Here is a 13,069-nt window from a genome sequence, read left to right as displayed (position 1 = left end):
GAAAGAATGACTTTTTAATTAAAAATTGAGAATTAAAAATTAAAAATTGTTTGGCGTAATTACCGCTAAGCTAAATCAATACAAAGCTTTGCGAACTTTGTGTTTTTATAAAATCCGATATGTAAAAAACTTTGCGAACTTTGCGGTTAAATAGCAATTGTTTACTTTGACTTTAACTGATTCCAGAAATCAAAATAATTGAACCATTGCAACGGATATTTTTGAAGCATAGATTCTACACTTTCAATATATGATTTTAAAAGGGCTTTTTCGTCACGATGTTTTACAACCGCTTCGCGGGCATATAAATGATAGTGTAAGTTGGGCTCTTTCATTACATAAACAAAAACAACCGGAACTTTTAAGCGCGATGCAATTAAAAACGGACCTGCCGGGAAATTAGCTTCTTCGCCTAATATTTTTTCTGACAGCGATTTTGTTCCTTCAAAATAACGATCGCCAGTAAAACAAACCAGTTCATTATTGGCCAAAGCAGCATTGATCTCAAAAATATGGGATAAATCTTCTCTGATAATGATGAATTTTACGGTAGGTTTTTGAGTAACGCTTTCCAGATAATTCTTAATAGCAGAATGTTCTAAATCTGTAGTAACCAGATTAATTTGAAAATCGATGTCGATATCACCTAAAAAATGTTCGGCGATTTCAAAATTTCCAATGTGCGCGCTAATCAAAACGCCGCCTTTTTTTTCTGCTAAAAGGTTTTTTAAAATTTCGATTCCGTCAAATTCGTAGGTAAATTTATTTCGCATTCCTGCCGAAATAGAAATTTTATCAATAATGGTTTGCCCAAAAGTGTAATAACTTTTGAAAACCATTTTTTTAGATTTGAAATTGGAATATTGCAGCCTTTCTTTAAAATAATAAGAAATTGCCCTGTTGCTTTTCTTTAAGAACAAAAAGTAATAAGAAGCAACAAAATAAAGTAATACATAAGCGGACTTGACACCCGCTTTTTGTATTAAAAAAACGAATATTTTATAGCCTAAAACTGTTCCTTTTGATTTGCCATCCCATTGACTCATTAAACAGCTTTAGCTTTTAGTTTGTTTTCTATAAGGTCGTAGAAAGTTTGAAAAGAGGAAATTCCAACAAAATCAGCTTCAACTAATTTTACACCAAAGGTCGCTTCAATAGAAACAACTAAATCAACATAGTCTAAACTATCTAACCCTAGTGTATCTTTTAAATTTGCGTCTGGTTCAATGTCATCATTGTCTACTTCAAATTCATCAACCAAAAAACCATTAATTTTTTTTATTATTTCTTCTTTATTCATCGCTTCATTTAAACTTTTTAACTACCAGTGCAGAATTGGTTCCTCCAAATCCGAAGGAATTCGACAAAAATATATCAATTTTTCTATTTAACGTAGTTTTAACTAAATTTAATTTAGCTGAGTCTTCGTCTGTGTTTTCCAAATTGATATTGGGAGCTATAAAATCGTGCTGCATCATCAATGTCGAATAGATAATTTCGCTTGCTCCGGCCATCCAGCATTCGTGACCGGTCATTGATTTTGTTGAGCTTACATAAGGATTGCTTTCGCCAAAAACTTCAAAAATAGCTTTTGCTTCATTGCTGTCTCCAACAGGGGTTGAAGTCGCATGCGCATTGATATAATCGATATCGGCAGCTTTTAATTGTGCATCATCAAGCGCTCTTTGCATAGCGGTTGCAGGGCCTTCAACATTTGGGGTCGAAATATGACCACCGTTTGATGAGAAACCGTAGCCCGCAACTTCTGCAATAATTGTTGCGCCACGTGCAATTGCCGACTCGTAGCTTTCTAATATTAAAGTTGCACCACCACCACTCGGGATTAATCCGTCGCGATCAGCATCAAAAGGCCTTGACGCTTTTTGGGGTTCACCTTCTCTTGCAGAAAAAACACCTAAACCATCAAAACTGCACATGGCATATTTGTTGATTTCCTGTGCGCCTCCACAAATAATAATATCCTGAAAACCGCTTTTTATTAAAAAATAAGCCAGTCCAATAGAATGGGAACCACTTGCACAAGCTGCACTAATGGTAAGATTAATGCCACGAAGTTTGAAAATCGTAGACAAATTCATCGTTACTGTAGAATTCATCGATTTAAAAATTGCACCAGAACCAATTAGGGCTGTATCTTTTTTCTCACGAACAATATCTGTAGCATCGATAATAGCTTTTGAGACACTATCATTTCCGTACATAATACCTACTTCGCGATCGTCAAAAAAAGCATCATCAATATTGGCATTTTTTAATGCTTCGATGGTAGCCATGTACGCATATTCGGTTTCTTCACCAATACTCATACGTTGTCTTCTGGTCAATAAAGATTTTAAATCGGTTTTAGGCACCATACCCGTTAAGGCTGATTGAAAACCAAATTCTTTTCTTTCAGAATCAAACTGAATACCAGATTTTCCGTTATATAAAGACTCCTTTACTTCATCTAAAGAAGTACCTATACAGGAATAAATTCCCATTCCGGTAATTACAACTCTCTTATTCATGGTCTTTTTATAAGTAATTTTTTAATCCTTAAGTATATTTTTTAAACAAAGTCACCAAAGTTTTTTTTAATCTATTCTTTAATTTTTTTAATCTCGCAAAGACGCTAAGGGTTTTCTTTATTTAAGTTTTTTAATAAAACTTTGCGACTTAGCGTCTTTGCGAGCAATTTTCGGTGTTAAAGGAAAAAACTTAAAATAACTTGGTAAACATGGGAGAAATATAATATTTCTAAGAATATATTCCTCCGTTGATGTTAATAATTTCTCCGGTAATATAGCTTGATTTTTTTGAAATCAAAAAGCTTACCAAATCTGCGACTTCTTCGGCTTCGCCAAAACGATTTACGGGAATTAGTTTTAGTAATTCTTTTTCGTCTAATTGGCTCGTCATGTCAGTTCGTATAAAACCCGGCGCAACTGCATTAACAGTAATGTTACGTTTTGCAACTTCCTGGGCAAGTGCTTTTGTAGCTGCAACAATAGCCCCTTTTGCTGCCGAATAATTGGTTTGACCTGCAGTTCCTTTTACTCCCGAAACAGAAACCATATTTACAATTCGTCCATATTTATTGCGCAGCATTTTTTGAATAAAAAACTGCGTAACATTAAAAAATCCGTTAAGACTTGTGTTTACAACGCCGTTCCAGTCTTCGGGAGTCATCCACATAAAAAGACCATCTTTTGTAATTCCGGCATTGTTTACAATTGCTTCAACGATGGCTTCAGGATTCGCTTCCTGCCATTGCGTTAAAGTTGCTTGTACCTGTTCAAAATTAGAAACATCAAAACCTAAGATTTCTCCGGTTGCGCCTAATTTTTGAATTTCCTGCAAAGTTTCTTCTGCAGCAGTTTTGTTAGAATGATAATTAATCAGAATATGATAGTTGGATTCAACCGCTAATTTTTTGCAAATAGCACTTCCAATTCCTCTTGAACCACCCGTTACTAATACACATTTCATTGATGTAAATTTTATTTTTTATAGAACACAAGTGTGTTATTTTTTCTTTTTAGTTGCTGGTTTTGATCCTGATTTTGCTGGTTTTGTTTCCGCTTTTGTCTCTGGTTTCGCTTTTTCAGTAACGACTTCATTTGGGGTATTTTTTTCTGCTGTTTTAGAAAATAATTCAGCGTTTTCAAACCATTGATTACCTACTACAGTTCCATCAGGTTTAAGAAATCCCCATTTTCCTTCGTTTTTTACTCTGGCAAGACCATCAATAAATCCTTTGTCTTGTTGTACAAATAGAGCAATGACGAATCCGTTTGAAGTAATACCATATTGCGTTGGAATAACTAATTTTCCTGTTTCATTGATAAAACCCCAATTTTTTTCTTTTATAGGAGCCAGTCCGTTTGAACTGAAAACTTCTGCATCACTATAAGTTGGCGGAATAACAAATTCTGCTTTTGGGTTTATATATCCCCATTTAGATCCCACACAAACCGGAGCTAAATTTTTCGAGAACGCTTTTGCTTTATCATAAATAGGAGTAATTACCCAATTTCCTTTAAGGTCAATGAATCCAATTTTACCGTTCTTTTTGGCATAAGTCAGATCTTGTGTTTCAAAGTCCCAGATTTTTTCGGCACCATCAACAGCAATAAAATTTCCGGCACTTACAATTCCAAACGTTTTATCTTTTCTTGCCCAGGTTGTATTTTTAAAATAGTTTCCTATTTCGTCATACGAAGGTTCTATTAGTTCCTTACCTGAAGCATTAATGATTCCCCATTTTTTATTGTTTTCAACTCTGGCAAAACCATTTTCAAAAGGTTTTATCTGATCGTATTTTGGTTCTAAAACAACGGTCATTTTTGAATTGATTAATCCAATTTTATTGGCTTGTTTTATAAAGGCAACACCATTATTAAAATCAAATAATTTTTCGGAAGCAGGCGCTTTAAGAATTTCTCCTTTTGTATTGATATAAACCCATTCCTTCTCTTTTTGTACAATAGCAACTCCGCTGTTAAAATCTTTGGCATTTTCAAAAGATGCAGGAATTACCCAGCTTCCTTTGGTATCAATAAATCCCCATTTTCCACCATTTTCGACAGCAGCTAAACCATCAGAAAAGCTTTTTGCAGACTTGTATTGAGGTTCTATTTTAAAAGATCCATCTTTAGAAATATATCCAATTTTTGAATTCTTTTTAACTAATGCCAATTCCTGACTATTAACAAATTGAATAACGAATAGCAACAAAAAAATAAGTGGTTTTTTCATGGTTTTAAAATTCAATATTAATAAAAAAGTAACGCTTAACTATTGATAAGATAATCTTTTACCTGCTGAACAAACGGATACATTACCTGATCTTCCTTAAATACAGGAATTATTTTTCGCACATCGTCATACCATTTTTTGGTAACTGATGAAATTTTATCTTTTTGCTGTAAATAATCAATCGCCTGAACAATTGTAATTAATTCGATAGCCAAAACTTCAAAAGAATTCTCAATTACTTTTGATGTAATTACTGCCGAGTTGGTACCCATACTTACAATATCCTGATTGTCATTGTTGTTCGGGATACTATGAACGTACATTGGGTTTGATAACATTTGGCTTTCGGCAGTTGTTGAGGTTGCAACAAACTGAACTCCCTGCATTCCGAAATTAAATCCTAATGTTCCTAAATTAACAAAAGGAGGAAGGATTTCGTTGATTTTTGAATTCAGCAAATAATTCAACTGACGTTCTGCCAACATCGTTAATTTGGTAATAACAATTTTTAATTTATCCATTTCAAGCGAAATATAATCGCCGTGGAAATTACCTCCGTGATAAACGTGTTTGTTTTTTACGTCGATAATCGGGTTGTCATTTGCCGAGTTAAATTCGTCTTCTAAAATAGAAGCTACATTATTAATAGTCTCCAAAACGGGACCTAAAATTTGAGGCACACAACGCAATGAATAATATTCCTGTACTTTTTCCTTGAAGATTTCTTCGGTATTTTCTCCAGAATATAAATGGTCTTCTCTTTTACGGATTAAAGTACTGTCAGAAAGGTTAGCTCTCATTTTTGCAGCCACTTCCTGTTGTCCTTTATGACGTTTAGTTTGGTTTAATTCTTCAGAAAAGTGATCGTCATAAGCCTGAACTAATTCGTTAATGGCACAAGAAGCTTTTAATGACCAGTCTAATAATTTATTAGCATGATGCACATTTACAACTCCAATTCCGGTCATTACAGAAGTTCCGTTAATTAACGCAAGACCTTCTCTGATTTCTACCTGAATAGGTTTTAAACCTTCAATTTCAAAAACTTCTGAAGTTGGTCTTCTGTCTCCTTTATAAAAAACTTCGCCTTCTCCAATTAAAACTAAAGCCAAATGGGATAGTTGTACTAAATCTCCACTTGCTCCAACACCACCGTGTTCAAAAATTAACGGAGTAATATCTCTGTTAATTAACTCAGCCATTAAGTGAATTACAGAAGGGTGAACTCCTGAATTACCTAATGATAAGGTGTTTAATCGCGCCAAAATTGCTGCTTTTGCACAAACCGAGCTTAACGGTTTTCCTGTTCCTGAAGAGTGGCTTCTGATTAAATTATATTGTAACTGAATCTGATCTGATTCTTTAATTCGATATTGAGCCATTGGGCCAAAACCAGTATTCACTCCATAAATAACTTTGTTTCCTGAAAATTCTTTCAGGAAATTAAAGCTTTCATTTACTCGATTCAATACAACGTCGCTCACAACAACTTTGTTATTTCCAAATATTATGGACTCGAATTCTGCTAAACTTAAATATTCATTAATTGTATTCATTAAATTGTTTTTGGTTGTGCTAATTTAATTTTATTTATCAAAATAATTGTAGTTATTTTGATGATGGCAAATGTAGTTTAATAATTGATAACATTTTTAATATGATAAAGGAGTTTGTAGATGTTTTAGTAATAGGTGCAGGACCGTCCGGATGTGTTTCGGCATCTTATCTACACAAAAACAATATTAAGATAAAAGTTGTAGAAAAAACAAAATTCCCAAGACTGGTTGTTGGCGAAAGCCTAATTCCCAGAGTAATGGATCATTTTGAGGAAGCAGAACTTTTTGAATGCCTGGATGCAATGAATTTTGAAAAAAAACTCGGAGCTCGTTTTATCAGAGGAGAAGAAATTTGTGTTTTTGATTTTAGCCAGAAGTTTGGAGAAGGCTGGGATTGGACATGGCAGGTGCCAAGAGCTGATTTTGACAACACAATGGCTCAGGAAGTTATTAGAAAAGGAATAGATTTGGAATTTGAAACAGAAGTTCTGGAAGTTTCTTTTGAAGGAAAAAATTCGAAAACAATTGTAAAAGATAAGGACGGAAATTTAAAGGAAATTCACGCTAAATTTATTATCGATTCCAGTGGATACGGACGTGTATTGCCAAGACTTTTAGATCTCGATACGCCATCAAAATTAGATCCGCATTCTTCGATATTTACACACGTAAAAGACATCAACAGACCGGAAGGCGAGGAAGGAACTCAGATTTCATTTGATATTCTGGAAACCGAAGTTTGGTTATGGGTAATTCCTTTCTCTAACGGAAATACAAGTTTAGGAGTTGTTGGACCAACAGATTTTATCAATTCGCTTTCAGAAAATAAAGATAATGCTGAAGCTTTAAGAAATGCAATTCAAAAATCGGATTATTATATTAAAAGATTTAAAGGAACAGAGTTTTTGTTTGAACCGGTAAAACTGGAGAATTATTCAAGAGCCGTAAAAAGAATGTATGGTGATGGTTTTGCCTTAACAGGAAATAGTTCTGAATTTTTAGATCCTGTGTTTTCATCTGGGGTTGCGTTTGCGACTGAATCAGGAATGCTGGCAGCAAAATTATACATCAAAGAATCGCAAGGAATTGAAGTGGATTGGGAAGTTGAGTTTACTGAATATATGAAACGCGGAATTGCTGTTTTTACCACTTACGTGAAAGAATGGTACACCGGAAATCTTCAGACTTTATTCTTCCATCAACCGGAAAACCCTGAAGTAAAAGAGAAAATATGTTCGGTTCTCGCAGGTTATGTCTGGAACGAAGAAAATCCGTTTGTAAAGAAACACGATCACGTGATCCAGAATATGGCTTATTTACTGAATATGCAAAAAGAACAAAACGAAAACCCTAGTGCAAACTAGGGTTTTTTGTTTATTAAATTTTATTTGTAAGCTTTTTTCAGAATCATTTGTGAAAGTGATTTTGCTGTTTTAGCATATCCTTCTCCAAGTCTTGATTCATTGCTGTAATTATTTCCCCATTGATCTCCGGGAGCTTCCTCGCTTGTAATTTCCAGCAAAACATTTGATTTATTTGCAGTTTCAACAAACTTTAAATTAGTGGTTACTTTTGCCGGCTGTTTCATAATTCCTGCATCCCAACCCGGATAAAGCCATACTGTTTCAACAATTAATGTATATGGTGTATTTAAACCTTCCTGAAAATTTAGATCTTTTTTCTTTTTAGCTAAAACCACATTGGCTAATTCTAAAAATTTTGGACTCCAGATTAATTCCGGTGAAGAGGCCCATCTCTTTTTCCAGGCATCTCCGTTTCCTTTTATTTTTGTATTTAATTCTGCAGTTCTTTCTTCTACATATTGAGCTTCAGATTTTTTTTCTTTCATCATAGTAAAATGACTATAATCAAATTCTACGTTGATTTCTTTTTGGTCTTTCAAAAAATCGAAATTTCCTTTTGCAATATTCATATCCTGAGCAAACGCAGCGCCCGAAATAAACAATAAAGATAATACTAGTTTTTTCATAAAATTGGTTAAAAAGTTAAGGACCAAATGTAAACGTTTTTTGATAATAAACTATTTTATAAACCATTAATTGTACGTAAAATAGAATTATTTCAACTCAAATATTTTTTCCATCAAAACCCATTTCTCACCTGGTTTTGCCCACGGTAAAGCTTGCTGAAATTTCCACATTAAGTTTTCCCATTCCTGAACTTTTGGGTTTGCAGCATCTGATTTTGATTTTTTTTCGAATGAAAAATCAGCGCCGGCTTCAATAATCATAAAGAGTCTGTTTCCTGTACAATAAATATCCAGAACAGATATTCCAGTGCTTTTGATGCTTTCTGCTATTTCCGGCCAAATGTTTTGGTGTAGGGTTTTATATTCGGCAATTAAATTAGAATCATCTTTTAAATCTAAGGCTAAACAGAATTTTTGTGTGGTCATAATATATAGTAGAAAAGTTAGATTATTCAAATAAGATATCTGAACGAGTAATTTACAAAAAAAAGACTGTCGTTTATAGACAGTCTTTTTATACTTCAAAAAATAATATAGTAAAAAATTATACTACCAGAATTTAACATACAAAGCCACAATAATCAATAATGTAATTACGATTAAAACTGTAGTTTGTGGTTTTACTTTAAACATTTCAGAGTCAATTTCAAACGCTTTAGGATTTACTTTTGGCCCAGCGAAACTAATCAAAATCATCGCCAACATGGTAAAGAAGAATGATAATCCCATACAGATATGGAACGGAATTTCGAAAGCTCCTTTTCCGTTAGGATAAGCTGTATATAATAATGTATCGTTTCCAAATAACATTGGAGCATATTCGTTGAATAATACTGATAAAACAAATCCTAAAATTACACCCACAATTGCAGCAGTTCCGGTTGTTCTTTTCCAGAACATACCAAGGAAAAACATAGCAAAAACTCCAGGGCTAATAAATCCGGTGTATTTTTGGATATAAGTGAATCCACCAACTCCGCCAATTCCTAAAATATCATTCCATGTAAATAATACTGCTAAAAGCATTGCAGCAAAAACGGCAATTCTACCAATATTTACCTGTTGTTTTTCGCCAGCTTCTTTTTGAATATATTTTTTATGAATATCTAATGTATAAATTGTAGAGATACTGTTTACTTTTCCAGCCAATGAAGCCACAATTGCAGCAGTTAAAGCCGCAACAGAAAGTCCTTTTAAACCTGTTGGCAAGAACGTTAATACAGCAGAATAAGCGCCGTCTTTTCCTCCAACCAATTGAGGTAAATGTCCGTTTTGGTATAAAACGAAAGCAGCAATACCAGGCAACATTACGATTAATGGCATTAATAATTTTAGCATACCTGCAAATAAGATACCTGTACGTGCAGTTTGTAAATCGGCACCAAGAGCTCTTTGCGTAATGTATTGGTTACATCCCCAATAGTTTAAGTTGATGATCCAGATACCTGCAACATATGACATTAACCCCGGGAAAGTTAAATATTTGTCTATTTCAAGTTGAGATGACGTTGCAGTTGGTTTTGGAATTATCATTTTGAAATGCTCAGGAGCTTCTCTCATTAAAACTTTAAAACCTGCAATTGCATTTTCGCCTACGCCAAAATATTGTCCAACAGTTGTAAGTGCGATATAAGAAGTTACCAAACCTCCGATGATTAAAACAGCAACCTGAATAACGTCAGTATAAGCCACAACTTTCATTCCTCCAAGAGAAATAAGCAATGCAAATAAAGCCAATCCAACCATAATAACATGAAGATATTCTCCTCCGGCAAGACCATTAATAGCAACAGCTCCTAAATATAATATTGAAGTTAAATTTACAAAAACATACAAAAACAACCAGAAAACGGCCATAATCAATGCAGTCGATTCGTTATAACGTGTTTTTAAAAATTGAGGCATAGTGTAAATCTTATTTTTAAGATATACAGGAATAAACCAAACGGCAACAATAATTAAGGCAACAGCAGCAAGCCACTCGTATGCAGCAACGGCAATTCCTAAAAAGAAACCTTCACCACTCATCCCGATGAATTGTTCTGCCGAAATATTTGAGGCGATTAAAGATGCACCAATAGCCCACCAGGTTAAATTTCCTTCAGCCAAAAAATAAGCTTTAGCATCTTGTTCGTCTTTTTTACGTTTATGGTAAATTGTATAACCGTAGACCGATACTACGATAAAGTAGATAATAAATACCGCATAATCTGCGAAAGCAAGGTTCTGGTTCATTGTTAGTAGTCTTTTAAAAATTAGTATAGGGTGATTGTTTGTTTAATTTGTTTTAAAAAGTTTAATTTCTAAAACTGGTTTTTTTATTGTTTAATTCAATTTTAAATATGATATGTGTTTTTATTCTCTTGTTTTTTTATGAAAAAAAGAACGAAAGCCAAAAGTAAAATAAAAATCCAGATATCTGCCAAAAACAAATGTGTTTTTTACATTTATACAGAACATAATTGTGTTAAATTTATTTGTTTTATTTACTTATGCTTCTTCAAAGCGGCTTTTTTCTTTGTTTTTATAATGTACAGTCGATAGTTCTCTTAAAATTTCGGCACTTTTTTCGGGAGTAATATCTCGTTGCGATTCGCCTAACATTTCGTAACCAACCATGAATTTTTTTACACTTGCAGATCGTAGCAAAGGCGGATAAAAATGCATGTGAAAATGCCATTCAGGATGCTCAAAACCATCGGTTGGTGCCTGATGGATTCCTGATGAATATGGAAAAGAAGTGTTGAATAGATTATCGTATTTTGTCGTTAATTCTTTTAGAATTGTAGCATAAGCAAGAGTTTCCTCTTCTGTAAGATCAGTGATTTTGCCAAAAGATCTTTTGCTGATAATCATTGTTTCATATGGCCAGATTGCCCAAAACGGAACCAAAGCCACAAAATGATCATTTTCAATAACAATTCTTTCGCCGGATCTTAATTCGGCCTGAAGGTAATCGGAGAGTAATGTTTTCTGATTTTTATCGTAATATGCTTTTAAACTGTTATGTGTTTTTTCAACCTGAGTTGGCAATGATGACTGCGCCCAAATTTGTCCATGCGGATGCGGGTTACTGCAACCCATAACGCTTCCTTTATTTTCAAAAATCTGAACGTGATTAATGTATTTGATATTTCCTAAATCTGTGTATTCTTTTTGCCATGTTTTAATGATGTTTTCAATTTCATTAATACTCATTTCCGGCAACGTAAGGTCGTGTCTTGGTGAAAAACAAACCACTCTCGAAATTCCGCGCTCAGGCTGTGCTTTAAAAAAGGTGTGTTTAATATCTTCTTCAAAAATAATTTCATCCTGTTTCATTGCGGCAAAATCATTTTCAAATACAAAACTGTCTTTGTAGTCGGGATTGCTCACCCCGTTTGCACGAACATTTCCGGGGCATAAATAACAGGTTGAATCGTATTTTGGCAATGCTTCTGTTGCTACTGTTTCATTTTGTCCTTGCCACGGACGTTTTGCGCGATGAGGTGAAACTAAAACCCATTCATTAATTAAAGGGTTGTAACGTCTGTGCGGGTCTTCGTTAATGTCAAAATTTTTCATTGTTGTGGTATTAAAGTAGTGTTGTTCCGTTTGCGATTTTTACATCGTAAAATTTTAGTTCGATACCAAATATATCTAAATAAAGATTTGCAAACTTATTTTTTACCTCATTTTCGTGACCTTTTTTTATTAAATTTATAGTACAGCCACCAAAACCACCTCCCATTAACCTCGAACCAATCACGTTATCGTCTGCTTTTGCAGTATCTACAAGCATATCCAGCTCTTCACAGCTTACTGTATATTCCTGAGATAGACCATAATGCGTTTCAAAAAGCAATTGTCCTAAAAGTTCTATATTTCCGTTGTCCAGCGCTTCGCAGGCTTTGGTAACACGCTTAATTTCTTTAACCACAAAATGAACTCTTTTAAAAACAGTTTCATTCATTTTGTCGCGAATGCTCAAAACCTGCTCTTCTGTACAATCCCTGAAACTTTTTACTTCAGGAAAATTATTTTTTATGATGGATAAACCTTCTTCACATTCAATTCTTCTTGTATTATATTCTGACGTAAAAAGCGAATGTTTTACATTACTGTCAAATAAAACCAAAGAATAATCTTTGAAATTGGCATCGTGATATTCAAATTCAAGTGTATTGCAATCTAATTTTATAACCTTATTTTCAAGACCGTGTACGCTCGAAAACTGGTCCATAATTCCGCAATTGATTCCCACCCAATGTTCTGCTTTTTGTCCCATCAAAGCAATATCAACCTTATTAATAGTAAGATTGTAAAGTTCTTTGATGCCGAAAAGCATTCCGCATTCTAAAGCCGCAGAAGAGGATAATCCTGAACCCACCGGAATATTGCTGCTAAAAACACAATTAAAACCTTCAAATGAAAAGCCATTATCCTGCAATTGTTTAATAACACCGCGAATATAATTGGTCCAGACTACATCGGTTAATTGAATTTCCTGAGTTAAATCAATTTCGAATTCTTCATTTAAATCAATCGCAATTACTTTTGATTTTGAAGAATTGCTTTTTTCGAATGCAAAACAAATTATTTTGTCAATAGCGGCAGGTAAAACATAACCGTCATTATAATCTACGTGTTCTCCGATAATATTAATTCTGCCTGGAGAAAGTACAATTTTTTGAGGAGCAGATCCAAACGTTTTCTCAAAAAATGTGGTTGTGTTTTGTATTAAAATGTCATTCATTGGGTAATAAATAAATATTATTTTTTTATG

12 protein-coding genes are annotated in these 13,069 nt (G+C 33.8%); 1 reads left to right on the top strand and 11 read right to left on the bottom strand.

Features of this window, described 5'->3' with window-relative positions; all coding sequences use genetic code 11:
• Window positions 1-161: 161 nt before the first annotated feature.
• The 6 genes from AC4FQ3_RS16510 to flxA form a co-directional block, all read right to left on the bottom strand.
• Entirely contained in the window at window positions 162-1,046 is an 885-nt protein-coding gene (locus AC4FQ3_RS16510) for a lysophospholipid acyltransferase family protein (RefSeq protein ID WP_042564826.1), read from the bottom strand.
• Window positions 1,046-1,300, bottom strand: coding sequence for an acyl carrier protein (locus AC4FQ3_RS16505; RefSeq protein ID WP_042564825.1), 255 nt, complete (start codon window positions 1,298-1,300; stop codon window positions 1,046-1,048). Before AC4FQ3_RS16505 ends, AC4FQ3_RS16510 begins: the two co-directional genes overlap by 1 nt.
• 4 nt (window positions 1,301-1,304) lie before the next feature.
• On the bottom strand, window positions 1,305-2,528 hold the full coding sequence (locus tag AC4FQ3_RS16500) for a beta-ketoacyl-[acyl-carrier-protein] synthase family protein (RefSeq protein WP_073394505.1): 1,224 nt from the start codon (window positions 2,526-2,528) through the stop codon (window positions 1,305-1,307).
• A 229-nt stretch (window positions 2,529-2,757) separates the two neighbouring features.
• A complete protein-coding gene (gene flxB / locus AC4FQ3_RS16495; protein ID WP_042564823.1) occupies window positions 2,758-3,489 on the bottom strand; it encodes a flexirubin biosynthesis SDR family reductase FlxB in 732 nt (243 codons plus the stop codon).
• Window positions 3,490-3,525: 36 nt separating this feature from the next.
• The gene (locus AC4FQ3_RS16490; protein ID WP_491182559.1) at window positions 3,526-4,758 is read right to left on the bottom strand and encodes a WG repeat-containing protein; all 1,233 of its coding nucleotides are present in this window, start codon (window positions 4,756-4,758) and stop codon (window positions 3,526-3,528) included.
• 35 nt (window positions 4,759-4,793) lie between these two features.
• Window positions 4,794-6,314, bottom strand: coding sequence for a flexirubin biosynthesis tyrosine ammonia-lyase FlxA (gene flxA / locus AC4FQ3_RS16485; protein ID WP_491182558.1), 1,521 nt, complete (start codon window positions 6,312-6,314; stop codon window positions 4,794-4,796).
• Between the two features lie 101 nt (window positions 6,315-6,415).
• On the opposite strand from flxA, the gene AC4FQ3_RS16480 reads away from it, so the two are divergent.
• Entirely contained in the window at window positions 6,416-7,678 is a 1,263-nt protein-coding gene (locus AC4FQ3_RS16480; protein ID WP_073394509.1) for an NAD(P)/FAD-dependent oxidoreductase, read from the top strand.
• A 20-nt stretch (window positions 7,679-7,698) separates the two neighbouring features.
• Here AC4FQ3_RS16480 and AC4FQ3_RS16475 read toward each other — a convergent pair whose 3' ends face one another.
• From AC4FQ3_RS16475 to galK, 5 genes are all read right to left on the bottom strand, one after another.
• Window positions 7,699-8,304, bottom strand: coding sequence for a hypothetical protein (locus AC4FQ3_RS16475; RefSeq protein ID WP_491182557.1), 606 nt, complete (start codon window positions 8,302-8,304; stop codon window positions 7,699-7,701).
• A gap of 87 nt (window positions 8,305-8,391) precedes the next feature.
• Window positions 8,392-8,730, bottom strand: coding sequence for an L-rhamnose mutarotase (locus AC4FQ3_RS16470; RefSeq protein WP_491182556.1), 339 nt, complete (start codon window positions 8,728-8,730; stop codon window positions 8,392-8,394).
• Window positions 8,731-8,853: 123 nt separating this feature from the next.
• Window positions 8,854-10,539, bottom strand: a complete 1,686-nt coding sequence (locus tag AC4FQ3_RS16465) for a sodium/sugar symporter (protein WP_491182555.1) — start codon at window positions 10,537-10,539, stop codon at window positions 8,854-8,856.
• 255 nt (window positions 10,540-10,794) lie between these two features.
• Window positions 10,795-11,868: a UDP-glucose--hexose-1-phosphate uridylyltransferase gene (locus AC4FQ3_RS16460; RefSeq protein WP_073394512.1), complete on the bottom strand. Its 1,074-nt coding sequence runs from the start codon at window positions 11,866-11,868 to the stop codon at window positions 10,795-10,797.
• A 10-nt stretch (window positions 11,869-11,878) separates the two neighbouring features.
• A complete protein-coding gene (gene galK / locus AC4FQ3_RS16455) occupies window positions 11,879-13,039 on the bottom strand; it encodes a galactokinase (protein WP_491182554.1) in 1,161 nt (386 codons plus the stop codon).
• Between the last annotated feature and the right edge of the window lie 30 nt (window positions 13,040-13,069).

This window comes from Flavobacterium sp. AK-345 (assembly GCF_058310175.1).
Note: the sequence above shows the minus strand (reverse complement) of the source record. Positions and strands in the feature narration are given on the sequence as shown.